The organism is Salinisphaera sp. LB1, from assembly GCF_003177035.1.
In the GTDB taxonomy this organism is placed as follows: Bacteria; Pseudomonadota; Gammaproteobacteria; order Nevskiales; family Salinisphaeraceae; genus Salinisphaera.
Genome location: NZ_CP029488.1, coordinates 3,695,254 through 3,720,474 on the forward strand (window position 1 = coordinate 3,695,254; position 25,221 = coordinate 3,720,474).

The window sequence follows — 25,221 nt, forward strand, 5'->3', positions numbered from 1 at the left end:
GATCTTGCTCACCATGCGCAACTCAAGTGCCGTTGCCACCGGCCTGCTCCTGCTGGCCGGGGCGATCACCACGGCCGGCCCGGCGGCGGCCGCGGACAACGGCGACTACAACCTGCCCGATCTCGGCCAACCCGCCGATACCGCGCTAACGCCTAGCGAAGGAATACGCCTCGGGGCCCAGGTGATCGCGCGACTGCGCAGCCAGCACATGATCATCGAGGATCCCGAGCTGTCGGCTTACGTGAACAGCGTCGGCCGGCGCCTGGCGCGTCATACCGACCGGCCCGCCGACGAGTTCCACTTCTATGTCATCGACAGCGACGATATCAACGCCTTTGCGCTGCCCGGCGGCGATATCGGGGTGAACGCCGGCCTTATCACGGCAACCAAGTCGGAGAGCGAACTCGCCAGTGTGATGGCGCACGAAATCGCGCATGTCACGCAACGCCATATCGCGCGTCAGATGGCGGAAAGCCGCGGCGATACCATTGCCACGCTCGCGACGGCCATTGTCGCGGCCGTTGCCGGCGCTGCGGCCGGCGGCGGCGGCGACGCGGCCGTTGCCGCGATTACCGGCGGCATGTCGCACCTGGGCATGCAACAACTGAGCTACACCCGCGCCGATGAGCATGAAGCCGATCGGGTCGGCATCCGCGATCTGGCACGGTCGGGCTACAACCCGTATGCCATGGGGCGCTTCTTCGGCACCCTACAGCGCCAGAGCGATCTCTACGGACAACAGCTGCCGCAAATCCTACTCAGCCACCCCGTGACCTCGACCCGCATAGCCGAGGCCAACGCGCGCGCCGCGGATTACCCCAACGTCAAGGTGCACACCAACCCGGAATATCCCTACATGCGCGCGCGCGCCCGGGTGCTCGAGGCACGAAGCGCCAATGACATGCGCGATTACTTCAAGGGCGAAATTCATGGCGACCACCCGATCGCCGCCGACAAGTACGGCTACGCCCTCGCACTCAGCCGCCTGAGCCAGAACCAGCACGCCATCGCGCTGCTGCGCGCGGGGCTAAAGGCCCATCCCGACATCCTGGCCTGGCGCATGGGCCTGGCCGATGCGCTCGAGCATGCTGGTGACAATGCCGAGGCCAATAAAGTGCTGTCCGCCGCGCTCAAGAAATTCCCCCACAGCGATCCCCTCAAACTCGCCTACGCGCAGAATCTCGAGGACGAGGGCAAGCCGGCCGCGATGCGCAATTATCTGCTGTCGCAGACCAGCGTGCTGAACACCTACCCGGCCGCACAGCGCCTGCTCGCGCGCGGCGCCGGCAAACAGAACAACCTCGGCGAGGCCTACTACCGCCAGGCGCGGTATTTCGCCATGCTCGACGACTATCCGCGGGCGATCAATCAACTTCGGACCGCACTGCAGACCGCGAAATTGAGCGCCTACGACAAGTCCCGTTTGCGTGCGCTACGCGATCAGATGGTCCGCGCCTGCCACCACGCGTGGTCGAAGGACAAGTGCCGGCGCGGCGTCGCGAAAGGCAACGACTATTGATGCCCGCGCCGGACCCCGGTGTCGCCGCGGCACCCCGCCCCACCATGACCGCCCGCCGCCCATCGATGTAACCGGTGGCGTCGCACCCGGCGACAACATGCCGCGACCGGCATGAAGAATGGTGTTGCAATATTCGCCGCAGCGACGCTTGGCGGGGCGGTCCGCACGCCGGCTGAAGGGGCGCGGCCCCCGGCACGCGTAGCGCGTAGTCCCAAGCCGGCACACGGCGCTGTCCGTCGCCGCGCGTCGCGGCTTCCGGCCGCCAGACCCCCAGCCACGTCTCGGCCCTCAGGTATTGTGGGTCGGCATGCTGCGCAAGTTGGCGATTTCGGCCTCTGCATCCCTGAGCTGGCGGCGAGTGCGCGCCAGCCGGGCGCGAAGCTTGGCCATGCGCACACCGCATACGATCAACGCGAGAACGAGCCCCAGCAGAAACGCCAGACCCAGCAACACGGACAGCGGCGCCGCCGCGCGGGTCCATAATAGATCGACGGACGTCGAACCGTAATTGAGGAACCCGAAGGCCAGACCGACGAAAACCGCCAGGATCACAATCAGGTTACGGATGAGGCGCAGCATGACATTCCTCGTTGGATCGACGAGCGCATCGGCCCGAGAGAGCGGGCCCAGTCTAGGGCCTGTTTCCGTTTGGTGCGAGCGCCGCGTGGGAGACCGCAAATCGTGTCGGGCAAGACCTGCAACGCCGTCGGGCGTCGGCGTCGCGCGTTGCAGCCGCCGTGCACCGGACGCCCAGTCCGATGATCCGGCATCGCCACGGTATGATCCGTTTCGATCCGCCCCGGGGCCAGTGCCAATCCACACCCGCCACGTTGCCGTAGCGCGGGCACGACATGTCGCCCCGCAAAGGAATCAGGATCGCCCACCGGTGGGAATTGCCGCGCCGCTCGCGCTGACCACAGCTTAGCCAACGCTTACGCCCCGGCTGCCGAAGCGCCCGCAGACACAGCGAACCGGACTTGAGCGGGGCTAGGATTGCGGCTTGTTGACCCGCTCGCGGAGTTCCTTGCCCGGCTTGAAATGCGGCACGTACTTGCGCGGAATATCCACGGCCTCGCCCGTCTTGGGGTTGCGGCCACGCCGCGCCGGTCGGTGATGGACCGAAAAACTGCCAAACCCACGGATCTCGACACGCCCACCCTCGGCAAGCTCCTCGATCACGTCGTCCAGCAGCAGTTTGACGGCCAGCTCCACGTCGCGCTGGGTCATGTGTGCCTGGCGATCGACCAGACGCTCTATCAACTCGGATTTAGTCATCCAGCGCTCTCCCTAGAAACGCCGTCCCCCAATGACGTGCCGATATACGGCCCGCCCCAAAAACTTCGTTGCCGACCGGCGATTTGCGTACGCGCTATTCGCCGCCCCGCAGACAACCGTTAAGAGGCTAAGTAAAACACGGGGTGCACGCAAGCACCCCGTGTTTATCCTTCTTAGTTGTCGCGATCGGCCATCTGCTCCTTGAGCAGTTCGCCGAGACTGGTCGTACCGGTCGAGGCATCGGTATCCGTGTAATCGCGCATCGCCTGCTGCTCGTCCTTTTCTTCCTTGGCCCGGATCGACAGGCTGATCGAGCGGTTGCGACGATCGACGCCGACAAAACGGGCCTCGACCGGCTCGCCTTCGGACAGCACCGAGCGTGCATCCTCGACACGTTCGCGCGAAATGTCCGACGCCCGGATGTAACCCGTCACATCGTTGCCGAGATCGACGGTCGCGCCCCGCGCATCGACCGAGGCGATGGTACCGGAGACGATGCTGCCCTTCGGATGATCGGCCACGAACGAGCCCATCGGATCCTGGGCCAGCTGCTTGATGCCCAGCGAGATGCGCTCGCGGTCGGCATCGATGGCCAGCACCACGGCCTCGACTTCGTCGCCCTTGGAGTATTCACGCACGACTTCCTCGCCCGGCTCGTTCCAGGACAGGTCCGACAGGTGAACCAGGCCGTCGATGTTGCCCGGCAAGCCGACGAAGATGCCGAAGTCGGTGATCGACTTGATCTGACCGGTAACGACGTCGTTGCGCGCGTGCTGCGCGGCAAAGTCTTCCCACGGGTTCGACTGGCACTGCTTCATGCCGAGCGAGATACGACGGCGCTCTTCGTCGATCTCGAGCACCATGACCTCGACCTCGTCGCCGACCGAGACGATCTGATTCGGGTTGACGTTCTTGTTGGTCCAGTCCATCTCGGACACGTGCACCAGGCCTTCCACGCCTTCCTCGATCTCGACGAAGGCGCCGTAGTCGGTGATGTTGGTGACGTTACCGAACAAACGGGTGTGCTCGGGATAGCGGCGCGCAATGTTGACCCACGGATCGTCGCCCAGCTGCTTCAGGCCGAGCGAGACGCGGGTGCGCTCGCGATCGAACTTGAGCACCTTGACTTCGATTTCCTCACCCACGTTGACCACGTCCGAGGGATCCTTGATCCGCTTCCAGGACATGTCGGTGATGTGCAGCAGGCCGTCGATGCCACCCAGGTCCACGAACGCGCCGTAGTCGACCAGGTTCTTGACGATGCCCTTGAGCACGATGCCTTCCTGCAGCGTGTCGAGCAGCTGCTTGCGCTCTTCGCTGTACTCTTCCTTGAGCACGTCGCGACGCGAGACCACCACGTTGTTACGCAGACGGTCCAGTTTGATGACGCGGAACTCGAGCGGCTTGCCTTCGAGATAGGTCGTGTCGCGCACCGGGCGCACGTCGACCAGCGAGCCCGGCAGGAACGCGCGAATGTTGCCCACGTCGACGGTGTAGCCGCCCTTGACCTTGCCGGAGATGTGGCCGACAACGGATTCGCTGTTCTCGTAGGCTTCGGTGAGGAAGTCCCAGGTCCGGATCCGCTGGGCTTTTTCCTTCGACAGGCGGGTCGCGCCGAAGCCGTCTTCCACGGCCTCAAGGGCGACTTCAACCTTGTCGCCTTCGCCAACGGTCAGTTCGCCGTTCTCGTCGTAGAATTCATCGATCGGGATCACGCCTTCGGACTTGAGGCCCGCATCGACGATCACGACATCGTTCTTTACTTCCAGTACCTCAGCGTTGATGAGGGAACCGGGCTGCATGGTACGACCCTGCAGACTTTGCTCGAATAGTTCGGCGAAACTTTCAGACATGAGTGGGGAAAATCCTGCGGCGCCCAGACTATCGACGCCATCCGTTGTTGAAAAGACAAAAACACCGCCCGCGGCATTGCACCACGAACGGACCCGTTCGAGGCCGGCAGGTCAGTCGACGCGCCAGCCCTTGGCCGCCACCAGGTCGTGAATCTTCTCCAACGAGGTGGCGACATCCTCGCCGGTGGTATCGATGACATGGGCATCGGCCGCCGGCTTGAGTGGAGCCGCATCCCGCGACGCGTCGCGTTGGTCCCGCTCCACAATCTCACGATATATCCGCTCAAGATTAGCAGCAACACCTTTTTCGGACAACTGCGCGTAACGGCGCCGAGCGCGTTCGTCGGCAGAGGCCGTGATGTAGAGCTTCAAGTCCGCCTGCGGAAAGATCACCGTGCCCATGTCGCGGCCATCGGCGACCAGTCCCGGGGGCGCCACGAAATCGCGCTGGCGCGCCAATAACGCGTGGCGGATGTCAGGCAGGGCCGCCCAGCGCGAGGCCGCTTCCGAGACATCGTCGGCACGGATGGCGTCGGTGACATCCGCGCCCGCCAGCTCGACGCGCTGGCCCGCCCCCGTATCGGGCACGAAGTGTACCGCCAGCCCCTGCGCGATGGCGGCCGCGCGCGCGCGGTCGGCATCGGCGCCCGCGTCGAGCCCCTCACGCAATGCGGACAGGCCCACCAGTCGATACAGGGCGCCGCTGTCGAGCAGCCACCAGCCGAGGCCACGCGCCAGTTCCGAGGCCAGCGTGCCCTTGCCGGCACCGCCCGGGCCATCGAGCGTGATCACGGGCGCGCTGGCGGTCACGACGGTGCCCGCGTCTGGATGTTCAAGCCGGTCTGTGCCGCGAGCTCGACGAAGCCGGGAAAGGAGGTATCGACGTAGTCGCAGTCGTCGATGACGATGGGCGCGGACGCGCGCAGCCCCGCCATCGCAAACGACATGGCGATGCGGTGATCCTCGTGGCTGGCGATCTCGCCGCCGCCGAAGGCGTCGCCCTGCGGGCGGCCGACGATGGTCAGGCCATCCTCGACTTCGTGGCAGTCCACCCCGAGTTTGCGCAGCCCTTGCGCCATCACGGCGATTCGGTCGCATTCCTTGACCCGTAACTCGGCCGCGCCGGTCACGCGGGTGGTGCCGGCCGCACAGGCCGCGGCCACGAAGATCGCCGGGCATTCATCGATCGCGAGCTCGACCTCGGCGGCGCCGATGTCGATGCCGCGCAGTTCGGCCGAACGCACCCGGATATCGGCCACCCGCTCGCCGGCCTGGTCGCGCTCGTTTTCGAGCATGATATCGGCGCCCATGGCGAGCAGAATATCGATCACACCGCGCCGCGTGGCATTGATGCCGACGCCGCGCAGGGTGATGTCGCTGTCCGCCGCGATCGAGGCCCCGACCATGAAAAACGCCGCCGAAGACAGGTCCGCCGGCACCTCGACATCGGTGGCCGTAAGCGCCTGGCCACCGGCCAGGGCCACCGTGTTGCCGTCGCGCGCGATCTCGACGCCAAACGCATCCAGCATGCGCTCGGTGTGATCGCGAGAAACCCCCGGTTCGTGTACGCGCGTCGTGCCCTCGGCATACAGCCCGGCCAGCAGGACGCAGGACTTGATCTGCGCGCTGGCGACCGGCGGCGTGTAGTCGATTGCGGCGAGTCGGGCGCCGCCGGTGATCGAAAGCGGGGCCCGGTCGCCGTCGCGGCCCGCGATTTTCGCGCCCATCCGGCGCAACGGGTCGATGACGCGCTTCATCGGCCGGCGCGACAGGCTGGCATCGCCGGTCAACACGGAATCGAAGGCCTGTGCGGCCATGATGCCGGACAGCAGCCGCATCGAGGTACCGGAATTGCCCAGATCCAGCGGCGCCGCGGGGGCATGCAGGCCGTGCGGGCCCATGCCCTCGATCACACATGTGGCGCCATCCAGCACATGCGTCACCCCCATGGCCCCGAATGCGTTCAGGGTGGCCAGGCAATCGGCACTTTCCAGAAAACCCGAAATACGGCTGGTGCCCCGCGCCAGCGAGGCGAACATGATCGCCCGATGCGAAATCGACTTGTCGCCGGGCACCGTGACCTCGCCGCTCAGCGCGCCCCCGGGTTGTACGTGAAAGGTCCTACCGCTCATCGCTCGTCGCGCTCCCGCTGTGACGCAAACCCATCGCGCGCGGTTTTCGCGCGCTGGAAAACTTCATCAACCCGCCCGTCGTCGCCGGCGGCGATGGCGGCCCGCACCCGCTGGAGCCGATCGATGTAGGCGTCGAGCGTGTGCAGAACCGGCTCGCGATTGGCGCTGACGATATCGCGCCACAACGCCGGATCGCTAGAGGCGATGCGGGTAAAGTCCGCGAAGCCACCGGCCGCATAGGCGAAAATTTCGGTGCGCTCGGCCATCGCGGCCAATGTGTCGACCAGGGTATAGGCCAGCACATGCGGCACGTGGCTGGTGGCCGCCAGCACCTCGTCGTGGTGCGCCACCGTCATGTGCGCGACCCGCGCGCCGAGCGCCGCCCACATCGCCTCGACCGCGGCCAGTGCGGTCGCCTCGGTCTGTTCGTCCGGCGTCAGGATCACGCGCCGGGCCTTGAACAATGTGGCGAAGCCCGCCTCGATGCCGCTGTTTTCCGTGCCCGCAATCGGGTGACACGGCACGAAACGCGCGCGGGCCGCGGGCGCGAACACGTGCTGTGCCGCCTGCACCACGCTGGCCTTGCTGCTGCCGGTATCGGTCACGATCGACTCAGGCGCCCGCGCGGCGGCGATCTCGCGCAACACCGGGTCGAGCGCGCCCGGGGGCGTGGCCATGACGATCAGATCGGCGTCGGCGACGGCCGGCGCGATCCGGGTGTGGCACGCATCCACCATATCGAGTTCGATCGCACGCGCCGCATCCGCCTCGTTCACCACGGCGCCGGAAAGATGCCCGCCGTAGCCGGCTACGCGCAGCCCGCGCGCGATGGAGCCGCCGATCAAGCCCAGGCCCACGATCGCGATACGGTCGATATCCGGCAACACGGCGCCGTGATTCGTCATAGGCCGAGCACGCGGTCGAGCGCCGCGATGAAGCGCTCGTTATCGGCGGCACACCCGACGGTTACGCGCAGATGCTTCGGCAGCCCATAGCCGGCCAGCGGCCGCACGATCACGCCTTCATGCAACAGGGCCTGATAGACCGGGCGTGCCTCGCGCCCGGTATCGAAGGTGACGAAATTAGCCTGGCTCGGCAGGCAAGCGAGCCCCCGCGCCGCCAACGCATCGCTCAGACGCGCGCGTTCCTGCGTGTTGGACGCAATCGAGCGCGCGATGAAGTCGTGGTCGTCGATGGCGGCGGCCGCGCAATGCAGCGCGATCATGTTCACGTTGAACGGCTGACGAATACGGTTGAGGAAATCCGCCACCATGGTCGAGCTCAGGCCATAGCCGAAGCGGAGCGCGGCCATGCCGAAGATCTTGGAGAATGTCCGCGTGATGACGAGATTACCGTATCGCGCCAGCCAGGCGGCCTCGTCCACCATCGCCGCCTGCGTCTGGTATTCGATGTAGGCCTGATCCAGCACCACGACCGTCGCCGGCGGCACGCGATCGAGAAATGCCGCCAGCGCGTCGGGCGTGACCCAGGTGCCGGTCGGATTGTTCGGGTTGGCGATGAACACCACGCCGGTGTTGTCGTCGATCGCCGCGAGCATGGCGTCCAGATCGTGCCCGTAGGGCATCTCACCATCGCCGGGCAGCGCCGGCACTTCGCGCACGTCGGCGCCCACGGCACGCGCGACGATCGGGTAGACCGCGAACGAGTGCTGCGAAACCACCGCGTTCTTGCCCGGACCGAGAAACACCCGTCCGGTGAGTTCAAGGATATCGTCCGAGCCGTTGCCGAGCGTGACACGGTCGGGCTCGACACCGTGACGCGCGGCAATTTTATGTTTGAGCTCGTAACCGCTGCCGTCCGGGTAGCGATACAGGTCGCCGTCGAAATTCGCCAACGCCGCGCGTGCGGCCGGCGCGGTGCCGAGCGGATTTTCGTTGGAGGCAAGCTTGATGATCGAGCTCAGGCCCAGCTCACGCTTGAGGTCCTCGATCGGCTTGCCCGGCACGTAGGCGGACAGACCGTGAATTCCGGCGTGAGCCTGTTCGGACAGGGTTTTCGGCATGACGCTATCTCGACGTGACAATCGACACTACTCGGCCTCGCGCCCGATCGAGTGCGGGTACGAGCCCAGAATCTTGAGCATGACGGCCTCGGACTCGATCGACTCGATCACGCGGCGGACCGGCGCATCGTCGGCGTGGCCTTCGATGTCGATGAAGAAATTGTAGTCCCAGGCCTGGCGGCGCGACGGACGCGACTCGATGCGGGCCAGGTCCACCCCGGCATCGGCGGCCGGCGCGAGCAGGCGATAGAGCATGCCGGGCCGGTTGCGGATGGACACCAGGATCGAGGTCATGTCGTTGCCGGACGCGGCCACATGCTGCGTGCCCAGGACCAGGAACCGTGTGGTGTTGTTGGGCTCGTCCTCGATATTCGAGGCCAGGATCGGCAGGTCATAGAAATCGCTGGCCGCGCGCGCGGCGATCGCGGCCGCGGCCGGGTCCCCTGCCACGCGCCGCGCGGCCTCGCCATTCGAGGCCACTGCTTCGCGCACCACACCCGGCAGGTGCGTGTCGAGCCAATTCCGGCATTGCGCCAGGGACTGGGCATGAGCGACCACGCGCTTGATACCGCCGAGCCCGGTGGCATGCGACAACAGATGATGATGCACCGCCAGCGCCACCTCGCCGCAGATCGACAGCCGGCTGCCGACGAGTTGGTCGAGCGTGTGCGTGACCACGCCTTCGGTCGAGTTCTCGACCGGGACCACACCGAAGTGGGCGTTGCCCGCCTCCACGTCGCGAAAGATATCGCCGATCGCCGGTTTCGACGACGCCACCACCGCATGCCCGAAATGCTTGTAGACGGCGGCCTGGGTATAAGTGCCCTCGGGCCCGAGATAGGCCACGGTCATCGGCTTCTCGAGCGCCAGGCAGGCGGACATGATCTCGCGCATGATGCGCGCCACGGCCGCGTCCGGGAGCGGCCCCGGGTTGCGCGCAGCGACGCGTTCGAGGACCTGGGCCTCGCGTTCCGGCCGATAGAAATCCGTCCGCCCGGCGGCGCGCTTGATCTCGGCGACCTTGAGCGCGACGTCCGCGCGCTCGTTGATCAGCGCCTGGATCCGCTGATCCAGTTCGTCGATTTTCGCGCGCGCGTCGGCGAGCGCCTCGTCATCGGATGGTGTGCTCATGGCCCGGGGCCTGTTGACGTTTAAAACGGCGCCGCGTTGTGGCCCTGACTCGCAGCGGCCGCGGCGCGGGACGCCGACTGGGGTGGTTTCAAGAACAGATTGATCCGCCAACACCACACGGCGCCATGGCGGACACGCCCGCAGGGGCGGCGGTCATTCTGCCACAATCCGGCAGGATCGCTCGCCGGCAGCGCGACGTCTCGCACGGGAATGAGCGCGCCGACGCGGGGCCCGGCGTATTCCGCGGCCGCGCCCGCCATCCGCGCGCACCATCGGCCGGGCCCCGACACGGATTGCGGACCGCGCCGAGCGCGGCCCGCAACGGGCACGATCAGCCGGCGTTGCGACCGATCGCGCCCAGGTAACGTACGCACAGGACGCCGGAAATCCCGGCCAGCTCGTCGAGCGCGCCCTGGTCCACATCCGTGTCCACATCCACCATGGACAGCGCGACCTCACCCTTCGACTTGTTCAGCAGATCGGCGATGTTGTGGTTGTGGCGCGCGAGCGCGGAGGTGATCTGGCCGACCATATTCGGCTGGTTCTTGTTGATCACCACAATACGGCGCGCGTCCGCCGTCGGCGGCATGATCGCCTCGGGGAAGTTCACGGAATTGCGGATGTTGCCGACCTCCAGCCAATCACGAAGTTGGTCGGCGATCATGATGGCGCTGTTATCCTCGGCCTCGTCGGTGGATGCGCCCAGATGCGGCAGCGTGATCACCTGATCGTGACCACGCAGCTTCTCGGACGGGAAATCGCAGACGTAGTACTTGAGATGCCCCTCGGTCAGCGAATCCAGCACCGCGTCTTCGTCGACGATTTCGGCGCGCGAGAAGTTCAGCAGGACCGCGCCCTGGGGCATCAGCTTGAGTCGCTCTGCATTGACCAGACCGCGGGTCCCGTCGACCAGCGGCACATGCAGACTGACGAATTCCGAGCCGGATATCAGGTCGTCCGCCGACAAGGCTTCCGCCACGCCGGCACTCAGGCGCCAGGCATTGTTGATGGTGATGCCCGGATCGAAACCGGAGACGTCCATGCCAAGCGCCTGTGCCGCATTGGCGACGTTCACGCCGACCGCGCCGAGGCCGATCACACCCAGCGTACGGCCCGGCAATTCGATACCCTTGAACTTCTTCTTGCCGGCTTCGACCTCCTTCTTGAGATCCTCGCCGGTCGAGGTGAGCGCCTCGACATAGCGCCAGGCGCCGAGAATGTTGCGTGCCGACAGGAGTATGCCGGACAGCACCAGCTCCTTGACCGCATTCGCATTCGCGCCCGGCGCGTTGAACACGGGCACGCCGCGCTCGGTCATCCTGTCGACCGGAATATTGTTCACGCCGGCACCGGCGCGACCGATGGCGCGTACGGAGGCCGGAATGTCCATGTCGTGCATATTGGCCGAGCGCAGGATGATCGCATCCGGCTCGCTCATTTCCGAGGCCACTTCGTAGAGGCCGTGCGGCAGCTTGTCGAGGCCGCGCGCGGAGATGCTGTTGAGGGTTTGAATCTTCAGGCTCATGACAATCCTTGTTGAAGGCAATCCTGGAAACGGGGCCCCAAAAAGGGCCGCGGTCAGGGGCCGCCGGCCTGCCCCCCGGGCATCCTGGGGGCGTGCCGGCGCCGACGCCTGGGCCGGTCCACAGCCCGGGTCATCGTTCCGTGCTAACCGTTGGTCCGGGCAAACGTATCCATGAAATCGATCAAGGCATCCACACCGGCTTCCGGCATCGCGTTATAAATCGATGCGCGCATGCCACCGACCGAGCGATGCCCCTTGAGCGTCGACAGACCGGCCTCCTCGGCTCCGGCCAGGAACTGCTTGTTCAGGGTATCGTCGGCGAGCAGGAACGGCACGTTCATGCGCGAGCGCACGGCCGGGTCCACCGGGTTGGAGTAGAAGTCCGAGGCGTCGATGTAGTCGTAGAGCTTGGACGACTTGCGGATATTGATCTTCTCGATCGCTTCCAGGCCGCCCTGGTTCTCCAGCCACTCGAAGGTCAGGCCGCAGATGTACCACGCGTAGCAGGCCGGCGTGTTGAGCATGGAATCGGCGTCGCGCTGCTGCTTATAGTTGAGCACCATCGGGCACGATGCCTGGGCCTGTTCCAGCAGATCGTTGCGCACGATCACCATCGTGACCCCCGCCGGGCCCGCGTTCTTCTGCGCGCCGGCATAGATCACGCCGTATTTGGCCACATCCACCGGGCGCGACAGGAAGTTCGACGACATGTCGGCCACGAGCGGCGCATCGCCGACGTCCGGCACCTGCTGGAATTCCACGCCCTGAATGGTCTCGTTCGGGGTGAAATGCAGATAGGCCGCGTTCGAGGACAGGTTCCAGTCCGAGAGCGCCGGGATCGAGGTGAAACCGTCGGCCTCGCCGGAGGCGGCGAGGTTGGCCTCGCCGTACTTGCCGGCTTCCTTGATGGCCTTCTTGCCCCAGTTGCCGGTCACGACGTAATCGGCCGTATGCTGCTCGCCCATCAGATTCAACGGCACGCCGGCGAACTGGCCGGCCGCCCCGCCCTGCAGGAACAGCACGCTGTAATCATCCGGCACATCGAGCAGACGGCGCAGCCGCGCGGTCGCATCCTCGGCAATCGATACGAAGGCCGAGCCGCGATGGCTCATTTCCATCACGGACATGCCGGTGCCCTTCCAGTCGAGCATCTCGGCCTGGGCTTTTTCCAGCACTTCGACCGGCAGGGTCGCGGGACCTGCACTGAAGTTATACACACGTGACATGAAACCACTCCTCGTGGAAAACAAAGCGGGCGCGCCCGCCGACATCAATTCTCGTCGGGCGTCTCGGGGGTCTCGGTTTCGCCGTCGCCGGGCGCGGCTTCATCGTCCGCGTCCTCGACCGCGATACGATCCACGCCCACCAGGCGTTGATCGTCGGCCACCCGGATGATTCGTACGCCCTGGGTGTTGCGGCCCAGCACGGACACCTCGGAGACCGCCGTGCGGATGAGCGTGCCCATATTGGAAATGAGCATAATCTCGTCGTCTTCGGACACCTGCGTGGCGCCGACCACTGCACCCGTCTTGTCCGATTGCTTGAGTGCGAGCACACCCTGGCCGCCCCGGCCGCGCAGCGGATAGTCATCCACCGGCGTGCGCTTGCCATAGCCGTGTTCGGTGACGGTGAGAATCTCTCCCTCGCGCACGACGATCAGGCCGATCACGGCCGCGGATTCGTCGTCCGCGGGCAGGCGGATGCCGCGCACGCCGGCGGCGTTGCGGCCCATCTGACGCACGTCCGCCTCGGCGAAGCGAATGACCTTGCCGACCGATGTGAACAACATCACCGTATCCTGTCCGCCGGTCCGGTCGACGCCGACCAGGGCGTCGTCGTCGCGCAGATCGATGGCGATGATGCCGTTGGTGCGCGGCCGCGAGAACTGCTCCAGCGCGGTCTTCTTGACCGTGCCGTTGCGGGTGGCAAAGAACACGTGCTCGTCGGTGTTGAAATCCTTGATCGGCAGCACTTCGGAAATGCGCTCGTCGGACTCCAGCGGCAGCAGGTTCACGATCGGCTTGCCGCGCGCGCCGCGGCCGGCACTGGGCAACTCGTACACCTTGAGCCAGTACGCCTTGCCGTACGACGAAAAGCACAGCAGTGTGTCGTGGGTGTGGGTCACCCACAGTTTCTCGATGAAATCGGCGTCCTTGGTCTTGGTCGACGACTTGCCACGACCGCCACGGCGCTGCGCGCGATAGTCGCCCAGCGGCTGGCTCTTGACATAGCCTTCGTGCGTCAGCGTGACGACCACATCCTCGGGCGAGATCAGATCGGCGGTGGTCAGATCCAGATGATCATCCAGGATCTGGGTCTTGCGCTCATCGCCGTATTCGTCGCGTACGGCGACCAATTCGTCACGAATGACCTCGAACAGGCGCGCCATCGACGACAGGATCTCGAGATAATCGGCAATGTCGGCGAGCAGCTTCTCGAACTCCTCGACGATCTTGTCCTGCTCGAGCCCGGTCAGACGGTGCAGACGCAGATCGAGAATGGCCTGGGCCTGGGTCTCGGTGAGCCGGTAGCGGCCTGAATCCTGCAGCCCGTAGTGGCGCGACAGATCGGTCGGGCGCGAGGCATCGGCGCCAGCGCGCTCGAGCATGGCGTTGACCTGGCCGGGCGCCCATTCGCGACCCATCAAGCCTTCTCGGGCTTCAGCGGGGCCGGACGAGGCCCGGATCAGGGCGATCACCTCGTCGATATTGGCCAGTGCGACCGTGAGACCTTCCAGCACATGCGCCCGCGCGCGCGCCTTGGCCAGTTCGTACTGGGTACGCCGGGTGACGACTTCGCGCCGATGCCGGATGAAGGCTTCCAGCATCTGCTTGAGGTTGAGCGTACGCGGCTGGCCGTCGTCGAGCGCGACCATGTTGATGCCGAACACGGTCTGCATCTGCGAATGACGATACAGGTTGTTGAGCACCACCTCGGGGGTTTCCCCGCGGCGCAGCTCGATCACCATGCGCATGCCGTCCTTGTCGGACTCGTCGCGCAGCTCGGTGATGCCCTCGACGCGTTTTTCCTTGACCAGCTCGGCGATCTTTTCCAGCAGCCGCGCCTTGTTGACCTGGTACGGCAGCTCGGTGACCACGATCGCCTGTTTGCCGCGTTCGTCGACATCCTCGAAATGGGCCCGCGCCCGGGTATAGATCCGCCCACGGCCGGTTTCGTAGGCCTCGCGAATGCCCGAGGCGCCGTTGATGATGCCCGACGTGGGAAAATCCGGGCCCGGGACGTGTGCCATCAGTTCGGCGATGGTCACGTCTTCGTTATCCATCACCGCCAGGCAGGCGTTGATGATCTCGCGGATGTTGTGCGGCGGGATGTTGGTCGCCATACCCACGGCGATGCCGGTGCCGCCGTTGACCAGCAGGTTCGGCAGCCGGGTCGGCAACACCGCCGGCTCGGATTCCGACTCGTCGTAGTTGGGAATGAAATCGACGGTGTCCTTGCCGATGTCGGCCAGCAGCTCGTGGGCGAGCTTGGCCATGCGCACTTCGGTGTAGCGCATCGCCGCCGGCGCGTCGCCGTCGACCGAGCCGAAGTTGCCCTGGCCGTCAACCAGCACGTAACGCATGGAGAAATCCTGCGCCATGCGGACAATCGTGTCGTAGACCGCCGAGTCGCCGTGCGGATGATATTTACCGATGACGTCGCCGACCACGCGGGCGGACTTCTTGTACGGCCGGTTCCAGTCGTTGGACAACTCCTGCATCGCGTAGAGCACGCGGCGATGCACCGGCTTGAGGCCGTCGCGCACATCGGGCAGCGCGCGCCCGACGATCACGCTCATCGCATAGTCGAGATACGACTGGCGCATCTCGTCTTCCAGGTTGATCGACAGGATCTCTTTTGCGACGTCGGCCATAGGCTAGTTCAAGTTGGCGATCCGGCGCGCAGTCGCGGTCCGCCGGCAGATTCGGAAAACCTCCCGAAACCTGCCTGTCGACCGGGCCCGAAAGACCTCTGCGCGAAGCGCGATATGATACCACAGCCATTGCCATCGGCCGCCCGCGACGCTGTCCGGGATACGGCCTGTCCGGTAGCATCGGCGCGCCGGCGCCCGGCACCACCGAACGGCCGCTCATTCAACGCCCCAAGCGAGGCACGATCTTGTCCGAAACCGTCATTCACGCCCGCTGGATCGCCCCCGTCGATGGCACGCATCGATGGCTCGAACATCAAGCCGTGGTGATCCGCCAGGGCCGCATCGCGGCCATCCTGCCACGCGAACAGGCCGAGCACGCCTATCCGGACGCCGAGGTGATCGAGCGTGGGCGTCATCTGCTGGTGCCCGGCTTCATCAACGCCCACACGCATGCGGCGATGAACCTGATGCGCGGGGTGGCCAACGATCTCCCGCTGATGCCCTGGCTGCAACAGCATATCTGGCCGCTGGAATCGGAATTCATGTCGAAGGTCTTCGTCGCCGACGGCACCGATCTGGCCATGGCGGAAATGATCCGCGGCGGCACGACCTGCTTCAACGACATGTATTTCTTCCCCGATGTCGTGGCCGAGCATGTCGATCGCGCCGGGATGCGTGCGGCCATCGGCATGATCCTGATCGATTTCCCCACGGTCTGGGCGGCCACGCCGGATGAGTATCTCGACAAGGGCCTGGCCGTGCACGATGCATGGCGCCACCACGAGCGCATCGTCACCCCGTTCGCCCCGCACGCGCCCTACACCGTTTCCGACGGGCCACTGGCCAAGATGCGCACCTACGCCGACGAAATGGACGTACGGGTACACATGCACATTCACGAAACCGCATTCGAGGTCGACAGCGCCGTGGCCGAGCACGGCCAGCGGCCGCTGGCGCGGCTCGATGCGCTCGGCCTGCTCACGCCGAATCTGCTGGCCGTGCACATGACCCAGCTCACCGCCGCCGAGATCGAGCGCTGTGCCGCGGCCGGCGTGCACGTGATTCATTCGCCGGAATCCAACCTCAAGCTCGCCAGCGGCCTGGCCCCGGTGCAAAAACTGCGTGATGCCGGCGTCAACGTGGCACTGGGAACTGACGGCGCAGCCTCCAACAACGATCTCGACATGATCGGAGAAATGCGCACCGCCGCGCTGATCGGCAAGGTGGCCGGCAACGATGCCGCCGCCGTCTCGGCCGACGCCGCGCTGGAAATGGCCACGATCGCCGGCGCGAAGGCGCTCGGCATCGCCGAGCGCACCGGCTCGATCGAGGTCGGCAAGGCCGCCGATCTGGCCGCCATCGATCTGGGCGAACTGGAGACGCGGCCGGTATTCGACCCCATCGCCGCCCTGGTCTACAGCGCGAACCGCCAGCAGGTCACCGACACCTGGGTCGCCGGGCGCGCCCTGATGCGCGACCGCCAGCTGACCACGCTGGATGTCGACGACCTCATGCACCGCGCCGACACCTGGGCCGATAAACTGGCCGCATTCCGCGCCCAACCGGAGAACGATCGTCATGCCCAGTAATCAGCAAGCCGAACTGGATAAGTTCGACGCCATGGCCGCCGACTGGTGGGATCCGAGCGGCCACATGCGGCCGCTGCACGACATCAACCCGCTGCGCACGGCCTACATCGAGCGCCGGGCTGGCGGCCTTGCGGGCAAGCGCGTGCTCGATGTCGGCTGCGGTGCCGGCCTGCTCGCCGAGGCCATGGCCGCGCGCGGCGCGCGCGTCACCGGGATCGATCTGGCGCAACAGGCGGTGGAAGCAGCGCGGCACCATGCCGAGCAATCGCGGCTGGACATCGATTATCGCGTGGTCTCGAGCCGTGATCTGGCGGCCGAACTCGCCGGTACGTTCGATATCGTGGTCGCCTACGAAATGCTCGAACACGTCGACGAACCTGCGTATGTGGTCGACGACTGTGCCCGGCTGACGGCAGCCGGCGGCCATACCTTCTTCTCCACCATCAATCGCACGCCCAAGGCCTGGACGCTCGCGATCGGCGGCGCCGAGTACGTGCTCGGCCTGTTGCCGCGCGGCACCCATGAATACGCCAAGCTGATCAAGCCGGCCGAACTGTCGGCGTACTGCCGGCACGCCGGCCTCGACGTGGTCGACATCAGCGGCATGCGTTACAACCCGCTGACCCGCCATGCGGCATTCGGCGCACGGCCGGATGTGAACTACTTCGTGCACGCGCGCCGCAACGGGGATGACTCTTGAGCCCGGCCGGGCAACGCAGTGTGCTGTTCGACCTGGACGGGACGCTGATGCATACCGCGCCCGACCTGGTCGGCGCGCTCAACGACATGCGCCGCGCCGACGGCCTGGACCCGATGCCGGAAGACGTGCTCGCCCCCTACTGTTCCTACGGCGGGCGCGGCCTGCTGGGCCGCGGCTTTGATCTCACGCCGGACGATGACGGGTATCGCGAGGCCTACGATCGCTTCATCGCGCGCTATCGCCAGCGCATGACGCAGGAAAGCCATCCCTACGATGGCATTCGCGAACTGGTCGCACGCCTGGGTGCCGCCGATCTGGCCTGGGGCGTGGTCACCAACAAGGTGGAGGCGCTGGCTGTGCCGTTGATCGAACACACCGCCTTCGACCCGGCCCCCGGGTGCGTCATCGGCGGCGACACGGCGGGCGTATCCAAGCCCGATCCGCGGCCGATCCTGCTGGCCTGCGAGCGTATGGGCGTCGAGCCGTCGCATTCGGTCTACGTCGGCGATTCGGATCGCGACATCCTGGCCGGGCGCGCGGCCGGCATGCCGACGATCGCGGCCAGCTACGGCTATGTGCCGGTGGATGACGATATCGCGCAATGGCAAGCCGATGCCGTGGTCGCTACGCCGGCCGAACTGTGGGACGCGATTCAGCGGCTGCAGCCCGCCGCCTGACTTTCGGCGGCCTGTTGGCGGCCGTGGGCACAGGTCGGCGCCAGCACGCAGCGCGCGCAGTCCGGTGCCCGCTTGTGACATCGATGCTTGGCGTGGGCCACGATCAGCGCATGCAGTTCGTCGTAGAACGCGGCGGTGGCACACGCCCCTACAGCCGTCTCGATCGAGTCGCGCAGCCGTTCGTAGCGCCGCGGCCCCTGCCACATCCCGTAGCGCTCAAGGATTCGAAACGCATACGCATCGGCAATAAAGCGTGGTCGGTCGAAGGCATAGAGCGCAATCACGTCGGCGGTTTCCGGGCCGATGCCATGCAATGCACGCAGCTCGTGGCAAAGGGTGGCCGTACCCAGCGCCTCGATCGCCGCAAAGCCGCCGCGTGCGACGAACCAACGACACAACGAGCGCAGCCGCTCGGCCTTGATCCGGTGCGGGCCGGCCCGACGGATCAGGCCCGGCAGGTCATCGTGCGCCAGGATCGCCTCGGGTGTCAGCGGACCGGCGTCGCGCAGCGCGGCGATGGCGATCTCGACGTTGGTCCATGCCGTGTGCTGGGTGAGTACCGCGCCGACCAGAATCTCGAATCTCGGATGGGAATCGTCCTGGGTCGGCCACCAGTGCTGGGGCCCGTAGGCCGATGCCAGGCGATCGTGGAAATCCACGATGGCGGCGGCTGTTGGGATTCTACCGGCCGCGCCCGACGGCTTTTTCTCTTGTGAAGACATTTATATCCGCAGATCAACGCAGATTCACGCCGATCAAGAAAGCGCACATGCGCTGAACTCGACTGGCATTCATTGACGAACGGATTGCGATCCGGCACGCCATTCATTCGAAAAGGCATCGGCTCGTGCCACCACGGCGAACTAACACTATCTGACAGAGTCGCGTTGCCGCCCGAAATCGTGCTTCGGCAAGGCGCTTGGCGCCAGCCTTGGTCGTGTCGAGGCCAAGCTGCGCAGCGTCGCAGGGCGCTGACTAGCGCATTTTCCTCTGCACCCGCCCCGTGGGGTATCGAAAAATGTACGGCCAGGAACGCACATCGAAGCCAGTGAATGCTGACATAACATCTGCGTCAATCTGCGTTGATCTGCGGATAAATGCCTTACAACAATAGAAGCACGCTCTAACGTTTGAGATCGACCAACTTGGCCAGCGCGCTGACTTCCTTTTTATCGAGCTCGCGGTAGCTGCCGGCCTTGACCCCGGTCGGCAAAGGAATCGGGCCGAAGCCGGTCCGCATGAGGCGCGAGACGGTCACACCCTGGCTGTCCCAGAGGCGGCGCACGACGCGGTTGCGCCCCTGGCGCACGGTAACCTCGAACCAGCGGTTGGCGCGATGGGCATCGTAGCCCTCGCGGATCGAATCGAAGCGCGCAATGCCGTCTTCCAGCTGCACCCCCTCGACCAGCCGATCGAGCATGGCCTGATCGACTTCACCGCGCACGCGAACGGCGTAAGTGCGCACGATTTCGTACGACGGATGCTCCAGCCGCCGCTTCAATTCGCCGTCGGTGGTAAGCAACAGCAGGCCCGAGGTATTGACGTCGAGCCGGCCGACGGCGAGCCAGCGTCCTGCGTCGAGCTTGGGCAGCTTGCGAAAGACCGTGGCCCGGCCTTCCGGATCGCGACGGGTCACGACCTGGTCGATGTGCTTCTTGTAGGCGAGAACACGAACCGGGACCTCGCCGCGCTTCGCCAGATTGAGCGGCCTGCCGTCCAGTCGCACGCTATCGCCCGCCGCGAGTGTATCGCCGAGCGTCGCCACGCGCTCATTGATCTTGACGCGGCCCTCGGCGATCGCGCGTTCGAGTTCGCGCCGCGAACCGTAGCCGGCGTGCGCCAGCACTTTCTGTATACGATCAGCCATGATTGGATCCGATGGTCCGGTTATTTCTCGACGAAGGCACGTTCGATGACGTATTCGCCCGGCTTGCCGATATGCGGCGATACCGTGAACCCGCGATCGTCGAGCAGCTTCGCGGTGTCGTCCAGCATACCCGGGCTGCCGCAGATCATGGCGCGGTCGCGCTCGGGATCGAGCGGCTCCAGGCCCAGATCGCCGGTTATCCGGCCGTTGTCGAGCAGCGTGGTCAACCGCCCCTGGTTGCGGAACGGCTCGCGACTGACGACCGGGTAATACAACAACCGACCCTGGATGAGTTCGCCCAGGATCTCGTCGTTGGGCAGGTCGTTCTTGAGCAGCTCGTCGTAGGCCAGATCCTCGATGTAGCGCACCCCATGCACCACGATCACCCGCTCGAAGCGTTCGTAGGTCTCCGGATCGCGCACGACCGACAAAAACGGCGCCAGACCGGTGCCGGTCGACAACAGATACAGATTGCGCCCCGGATGCAGGTCGGTAATCAGTAGCGTACCGGTCGGCTTGGTCGATACGAATACTTCATCGTCAACCTTGAGATGCTGCAGGCGCGAGGTCAGCGGCCCATCCGGCACCTTGATCGAGAAGAACTCGAGGTATTCCTCGTAATTGGCCGACACGATGCTGTAGGCGCGCAACAGCGGTTTGCCGCTTTCGGTCGGCAAGCCGATCATCACGAACTGGCCGTTCTCGAACCGCAGGGAATGGTCGCGCGTCGTGGTGAACGAAAACAGGGAATCATTCCAGTGCTTCACGCTGGTGACGCGTTCGGTATTCAGGGCTGCCATGAGATGTCCATCATCAAACCGCTTTCGCGGCATCAAACCAAAACAAGTGTGGCGGGTAACGTGGTGCCGGCGCGGCTTATTCCAAGTCCGCACGGTCGTCGGGCGGCACGTCGGTTGATCCCTCCGGCGTGCCCGCATCGCCGTCGTCGGCGTCTCCGCGCAGGCGTGCGACCGCCGCGTCGAGCGTGTCGACATCCTTGAGCTCGGGCAGGCTCGGCAGATCCGCCAATCGTTTCACGCCGAAATCGTCGAGGAAACGCGGGGTGGTGGCATACAGCGCCGGCCGGCCGGGTACTTCACGATGGCCGACTACCTTGATCCATTCGTACTCGGACAGGGTCTTGATGATGCCGGTCGACACCGACACCCCGCGCACCGCTTCGATGTCGGAACGCGCCAGCGGCTGGCGGTAGCAGATGATCGCCAGTGTCTCGAGCATGGCGCGCGAAAGCTTCGGCGGGCGTTCCTCCCAGAGCCGGGCCACCAGCGCGCCGTAGTCCGGCCCCACCTGGAAGCGCCAGCCGCCGGCCACCTCGACCAGGTCCGCGGCCGAGTCGGCATAGCGCCCGGCCAACGCCGACAGCGCGGTGCGTACATCGGCCTTGTCGACCGCATCGGTGGTCTCGAGCAGCCGCACGAGCTGGTCGACCGACAACGGCGAATCCGCGGCCAGCAACAACGCCTCGATACAACGCACCAGCCGCTCGGAGACTTCGGGGCTCTCGCTCGTCCGGGCGGCGCCGGCCTCGGGTGACGGCTTCGATTCGGTCATTCCGCCCCCCGGCGGCGCAGCGACACGGGCGCATACGGCGCCGCCTGCTCGATCGCGATCAACGACTCGCGCGCCAGCTCCAGAATCGCCAGAAACGACACGACGACGCCCAACCGCCCTTCCTCCAATGAGACCAGGGTAACGAATGCCACCGGGCGGTCCGAATCCAGCCGCTCGAGAATCCGCGTCATGTGCTCGCGCACCGACAACGGCTCGCGCTCGATCACATGCCGCGAATACAGCTCCGCCCGCGTCAGGACGTCGTGCAGCGCGCCGAGCAGCGCACGCAGATCGGTTTCCGGTGCCGGACGCTCGATGGCCATCGCCACGGGCTCGTGCCGGACGGGCGTGATGTCGCGCCCGACGCGCGGGCATTCGTCCAGGCTTTCCGCCGCCTCCTTGAACTGTTCGTATTCGGCCAGGCGGCGGATCAGCTCGGATCGCGGGTCCTCGCCCTCGTCTTCTTCCGCGTGCTCGGTCTTCGGCAACAGCATGCGCGACTTGATCTCGGCCAGCATCGCGGCCATCAGCAGATACTCGCCGGCCAGCTCGATCGCCATTTCCTCCATCAATTCGATATAGGCCATGTACTGCTGGGTGATCGTGAACACCGGAATATCGAGGATGTTCAGGTTCTGACGGCGGATCAGGTACAGCAACAGATCGAGCGGGCCTTCGAAGGTCTCCAGAAACACGCGCAGCGCGTCCGGCGGGATGTACAGATCCTCGGGCAGCGCCTCGTAGCGCTCGCCCGCGACCCGGATGGCTTCATCATCCGGCGTCGGCTCCGAGTCGGCGGCGGTCGCGGTCAAGATCGGCGGACGGCCTCAGACCGCGCCCGGCAGGAAGCCGGTCGCCGCATATGCGGCATCGAGCGTCGGTTGGGCCCGTTCACGGGCGGCCGCAGCGCCGCGCGCCAGGATGGCGTCCAGCCCGGCGGTGTCGGCGGCGAATTCCGCGTAGCGCGCCTGCAGCGGCTCGAGGAATGCCACCACCGCCTCGGCCAGGTCACCCTTGAGCGCACCATAGCCGGAATCGGCGTAGTCGACCTCCAGATCGGCGATCGGACGATCGGTCACTGCCGAGAAGATCGACAACAGATTCGATACGCCCGGCTTGTTGGCCTCGTCGAAACGCACCTCACCGTCGGAATCTGTGACCGCGCGCTTGATCTTCTTGACCACTTTCTTCGGCGGGTCGAGCAACTTGATGACATTGGCCTCGACATCGTCCGACTTGCTCATCTTGGCGGTCGGCTCGCCGAGGCTCATGATGCGCGCGCCCACCTCCGGGATGAACGGCTCCGGCACGGTGAACACGGACTCACCCACGCGCGCATTGAAACGCTCGGCCAGATTGCGGGTCAGTTCGAGATGCTGCTTCTGGTCGTTGCCGACCGGCACGGCATCGGCCTGGTACAGCAGGATGTCCGCCGCCATGAGCACCGGATAGTCGAACAGGCCCGCATTGACGTTGTCGACGTTCTTGGCCGACTTGTCCTTGAACTGCGTCATGCGGTTGAGCTCGCCCATCGACGTATGGCAGTTCAAAAGCCAGGCCAGCTGGGCATGCGCCGGCACGTGCGACTGCACGAACAGCGTCGCGTTGTCCGGATCGATGCCGGCGGCCAGATACAGGCACAGGAATTCGTGGCAGCGAGCACGCAGCGCGGCGGCGTCCTGGCGCACGGTGATCGCGTGCATGTCGACCAGCGCAAACAGGCAATCATGGGTCGACTGCATGTTCACCCAGTGCTTGAGCGCACCGATGTAATTGCCCAGCGTGAGTTCGCCGGAGGGCTGAATACCGGATAATACGACCGGTCGGGCATGGGCCGAGGACACGAGCTACTACTCCCAGCTGTCGAGAATGACGAACGCGCGAGTATACGGCACCGCGCCGGAAGCGCCGAGCCTATGGCGTCAGGCGGTTTCGTCCCCGTCCAGACCGATCGCCTCGGCGCTGCCCTTGCCCGGGCGCAGGATCCGGGGCACGTCTTCGGTCAGGTCGACCACGGTCGTCGGTTCGACGCCGGTGGCGCCGCCATCCACCACGAGATCAATCTGCCGGTCGAATTCCTCGCGTACCTCGGTGGCCTCGGACAGGGCGCGATCGTCGCGGGCGACCGCGGTCACCGTCATGAAGGGCTCACCGAGCGCATCGACGATCGCACGCGCGACCGGATGACCGGGTACCCGGATGCCGATCGTCTTGCGCTTGGGGTGCGCCAGCCAGTTCGGCACCTGTTTGGACGCCTTAAGGACGAAGGTGTAGGCCCCGGGCGTTGCGGACTTGAGCAGACGAAAACTTGGATTTTCCACCTTGGCGTAATGCGCGATCTCCGACAGGTCGCGGCACACCAGGGTGAAGAAATGATCGCGATCGAGCCCGCGGATCTGCCGGATACGCTCCATCGCGTTACGATCGCCCATGGCGCATGCCAGGCCGTAGGATGAGTCCGTGGGATAGGCCACCACCTGGCCGGCACGCAGCGCACTGGCGACCTTTTCGATACGGCGGGGCTGCGGGGTCTCCGCGTGGATGTGGACGAGTTCGCTCATACATTTATTGTAACCATTCCCGGCCGCATCGCCCATAGTCGAGCCTGGCTGCATACGGCACACTATGATCCCCTATACACCCGTTTCGGGAACCAATTGCCATGGATTACTTTGCTATCGTTTCCTTTGACGTGGCCGAGAGCGCCGACGGTCGGGCCAAGGCCGGTGAAGAGCATCGCCAGCGCTTGCGCGATCTGGATGCCGAAGGCCGCCTGCTGACGGCCGGCCCGCTGCCGCGCACCGACGCCTACGGCAAGATCACCGAGGGTTATCAGGGCAGCATCATCATCGCGGCCTTCGACAGCCTGGAGTCGGCCCGCCAATGGGCGAAAGTCGATCCCTACAACGCCGAAGGCGTATACCTGGAATCCAGGGTCTATCCGTACAAGAAGGTCTTTTAAGCCGTTTCCATGAGTGATCGCATCCATCGTATCCGCGCCGCCCTCGCCACGGGGCTGGACACCGACGACATCGCCATCCGCGACGACAGCCACCTGCATGTCGGCCACGCGGGCGCGGCAACCGGGCTCGGGCATTTTCATGTCACGATCCGGTCGCCGAGGTTCTCCGGATTAAGCCCCATCCAGCGTCATCGACTGGTTTATGACGCGCTGGGCGATCTCATGCAGACCGATATCCACGCGCTGCAGATACGCGCACTGGCCCCCGAGCAATAAAACCGCCAGAAATTGAGGTCAGGACCATCCCCGGGGGCACGCGCCGAGATCGGCGCCAAGGGCGCATATCGATGCGTGGACAAGGCCGTGCCGGCCGGGGCGCATCACCTGACCGTCTACGCCGGCATCGACAATCTGTTCGACGAAAAATATTCAGGCAACATCCGCATTAACAGCGACGGCGGACGTTATTTCGAACCGGCGCCCGGCGGCTCTATCTATACCGGCTTGAAGTTCCGGCTGTAA

Annotated in this window: 25 protein-coding genes; 7 read left to right on the top strand and 18 right to left on the bottom strand. The window is 65.4% G+C overall.

Annotation, left to right across the window (positions count from 1 at the left end; translation table 11 throughout):
• Positions 1-13: 13 nt before the first annotated feature.
• Complete coding sequence (locus SALB1_RS16510) at positions 14-1,519, top strand: M48 family metalloprotease (RefSeq protein ID WP_109994841.1); 1,506 nt, start codon at positions 14-16, stop codon at positions 1,517-1,519.
• Positions 1,520-1,807: 288 nt separating this feature from the next.
• Here the strand turns inward: SALB1_RS16510 and SALB1_RS16515 are convergent, their stop codons facing one another.
• The 11 genes from SALB1_RS16515 to gyrA form a co-directional block, all read right to left on the bottom strand.
• A complete protein-coding gene (locus SALB1_RS16515; protein WP_109994842.1) occupies positions 1,808-2,098 on the bottom strand; it encodes a lipopolysaccharide assembly protein LapA domain-containing protein in 291 nt (96 codons plus the stop codon).
• 408 nt (positions 2,099-2,506) lie between these two features.
• Positions 2,507-2,794 carry an integration host factor subunit beta gene (locus tag SALB1_RS16520; protein WP_109994843.1) on the bottom strand — a complete coding sequence of 96 codons (288 nt, stop codon included), beginning with the start codon at positions 2,792-2,794 and terminating at the stop codon, positions 2,507-2,509.
• 173 nt (positions 2,795-2,967) lie between these two features.
• The gene (gene rpsA / locus SALB1_RS16525) at positions 2,968-4,647 is read right to left on the bottom strand and encodes a 30S ribosomal protein S1 (RefSeq protein WP_109994844.1); all 1,680 of its coding nucleotides are present in this window, start codon (positions 4,645-4,647) and stop codon (positions 2,968-2,970) included.
• A gap of 111 nt (positions 4,648-4,758) precedes the next feature.
• Positions 4,759-5,457 (bottom strand): (d)CMP kinase, encoded by a 699-nt coding sequence (gene cmk / locus SALB1_RS16530; RefSeq protein ID WP_199678841.1) that lies wholly within the window; start codon positions 5,455-5,457, stop codon positions 4,759-4,761.
• Entirely contained in the window at positions 5,454-6,779 is a 1,326-nt protein-coding gene (aroA, locus tag SALB1_RS19255) for a 3-phosphoshikimate 1-carboxyvinyltransferase (protein WP_199678842.1), read from the bottom strand. The genes cmk and aroA overlap by 4 nt, the downstream gene beginning before the upstream one ends.
• Positions 6,776-7,684 carry a prephenate dehydrogenase/arogenate dehydrogenase family protein gene (locus SALB1_RS16535; protein WP_109994846.1) on the bottom strand — a complete coding sequence of 303 codons (909 nt, stop codon included), beginning with the start codon at positions 7,682-7,684 and terminating at the stop codon, positions 6,776-6,778. The genes aroA and SALB1_RS16535 overlap by 4 nt, the downstream gene beginning before the upstream one ends.
• On the bottom strand, positions 7,681-8,802 hold the full coding sequence (gene hisC, locus SALB1_RS16540; RefSeq protein WP_109994847.1) for a histidinol-phosphate transaminase: 1,122 nt from the start codon (positions 8,800-8,802) through the stop codon (positions 7,681-7,683). The genes SALB1_RS16535 and hisC overlap by 4 nt, the downstream gene beginning before the upstream one ends.
• Positions 8,803-8,829: 27 nt before the next feature.
• Positions 8,830-9,933, bottom strand: coding sequence for a prephenate dehydratase (gene pheA / locus SALB1_RS16545; RefSeq protein ID WP_109994848.1), 1,104 nt, complete (start codon positions 9,931-9,933; stop codon positions 8,830-8,832).
• Positions 9,934-10,264: 331 nt separating this feature from the next.
• The gene (locus SALB1_RS16555; RefSeq protein ID WP_109994850.1) at positions 10,265-11,458 is read right to left on the bottom strand and encodes a phosphoglycerate dehydrogenase; all 1,194 of its coding nucleotides are present in this window, start codon (positions 11,456-11,458) and stop codon (positions 10,265-10,267) included.
• A 143-nt stretch (positions 11,459-11,601) separates the two neighbouring features.
• Entirely contained in the window at positions 11,602-12,684 is a 1,083-nt protein-coding gene (gene serC, locus SALB1_RS16560; protein ID WP_109994851.1) for a 3-phosphoserine/phosphohydroxythreonine transaminase, read from the bottom strand.
• Positions 12,685-12,728: 44 nt separating this feature from the next.
• Positions 12,729-15,332 carry a DNA gyrase subunit A gene (gyrA, locus tag SALB1_RS16565; protein ID WP_109994852.1) on the bottom strand — a complete coding sequence of 868 codons (2,604 nt, stop codon included), beginning with the start codon at positions 15,330-15,332 and terminating at the stop codon, positions 12,729-12,731.
• Between the two features lie 242 nt (positions 15,333-15,574).
• Here gyrA and SALB1_RS16570 point away from each other — a divergent pair, with 242 nt between their 5' ends.
• From SALB1_RS16570 to SALB1_RS16580, 3 genes are read left to right on the top strand one after another with little or no spacing between them, the layout of a single operon-like run.
• On the top strand, positions 15,575-16,921 hold the full coding sequence (locus tag SALB1_RS16570; RefSeq protein ID WP_109994853.1) for a TRZ/ATZ family hydrolase: 1,347 nt from the start codon (positions 15,575-15,577) through the stop codon (positions 16,919-16,921).
• A complete protein-coding gene (gene ubiG, locus SALB1_RS16575; protein WP_109994854.1) occupies positions 16,911-17,621 on the top strand; it encodes a bifunctional 2-polyprenyl-6-hydroxyphenol methylase/3-demethylubiquinol 3-O-methyltransferase UbiG in 711 nt (236 codons plus the stop codon). Before SALB1_RS16570 ends, ubiG begins: the two co-directional genes overlap by 11 nt.
• Positions 17,618-18,298, top strand: a complete 681-nt coding sequence (locus tag SALB1_RS16580) for an HAD family hydrolase (RefSeq protein ID WP_109994855.1) — start codon at positions 17,618-17,620, stop codon at positions 18,296-18,298. Before ubiG ends, SALB1_RS16580 begins: the two co-directional genes overlap by 4 nt.
• On the opposite strand, the gene SALB1_RS16585 is transcribed toward SALB1_RS16580, so the two are convergent.
• From SALB1_RS16585 to SALB1_RS16615, 7 genes are all read right to left on the bottom strand, one after another.
• Entirely contained in the window at positions 18,274-19,020 is a 747-nt protein-coding gene (locus SALB1_RS16585) for an endonuclease III domain-containing protein (RefSeq protein ID WP_109994856.1), read from the bottom strand. The genes SALB1_RS16580 and SALB1_RS16585 overlap by 25 nt on opposite strands.
• A 401-nt stretch (positions 19,021-19,421) precedes the next feature.
• Positions 19,422-20,165, bottom strand: a complete 744-nt coding sequence (locus SALB1_RS16590; protein ID WP_109994857.1) for a pseudouridine synthase — start codon at positions 20,163-20,165, stop codon at positions 19,422-19,424.
• Positions 20,166-20,185: 20 nt separating this feature from the next.
• Positions 20,186-20,965: a ferredoxin--NADP reductase gene (locus SALB1_RS16595; protein ID WP_109994858.1), complete on the bottom strand. Its 780-nt coding sequence runs from the start codon at positions 20,963-20,965 to the stop codon at positions 20,186-20,188.
• 76 nt (positions 20,966-21,041) lie between these two features.
• On the bottom strand, positions 21,042-21,737 hold the full coding sequence (scpB, locus tag SALB1_RS16600) for an SMC-Scp complex subunit ScpB (RefSeq protein ID WP_109994859.1): 696 nt from the start codon (positions 21,735-21,737) through the stop codon (positions 21,042-21,044).
• A complete protein-coding gene (locus tag SALB1_RS16605; RefSeq protein ID WP_179950681.1) occupies positions 21,734-22,549 on the bottom strand; it encodes a ScpA family protein in 816 nt (271 codons plus the stop codon). The genes scpB and SALB1_RS16605 overlap by 4 nt, the downstream gene beginning before the upstream one ends.
• 15 nt (positions 22,550-22,564) lie before the next feature.
• Positions 22,565-23,581 (bottom strand): tryptophan--tRNA ligase, encoded by a 1,017-nt coding sequence (gene trpS, locus SALB1_RS16610; protein WP_109994861.1) that lies wholly within the window; start codon positions 23,579-23,581, stop codon positions 22,565-22,567.
• Positions 23,582-23,659: 78 nt separating this feature from the next.
• Positions 23,660-24,298 (bottom strand): L-threonylcarbamoyladenylate synthase, encoded by a 639-nt coding sequence (locus SALB1_RS16615; RefSeq protein WP_109995509.1) that lies wholly within the window; start codon positions 24,296-24,298, stop codon positions 23,660-23,662.
• A gap of 101 nt (positions 24,299-24,399) precedes the next feature.
• On the opposite strand from SALB1_RS16615, the gene SALB1_RS16620 reads away from it, so the two are divergent.
• The 3 genes from SALB1_RS16620 to SALB1_RS19075 are packed head-to-tail and all read left to right on the top strand — an operon-like array spanning position 24,400 to position 25,221.
• A complete protein-coding gene (locus tag SALB1_RS16620; RefSeq protein ID WP_109994862.1) occupies positions 24,400-24,699 on the top strand; it encodes a YciI family protein in 300 nt (99 codons plus the stop codon).
• Between the two features lie 9 nt (positions 24,700-24,708).
• Positions 24,709-24,975: a BolA family transcriptional regulator gene (locus tag SALB1_RS16625; RefSeq protein WP_109994863.1), complete on the top strand. Its 267-nt coding sequence runs from the start codon at positions 24,709-24,711 to the stop codon at positions 24,973-24,975.
• 12 nt (positions 24,976-24,987) lie between these two features.
• Positions 24,988-25,221, top strand: coding sequence for a hypothetical protein (locus SALB1_RS19075; protein WP_158590795.1), 234 nt, complete (start codon positions 24,988-24,990; stop codon positions 25,219-25,221).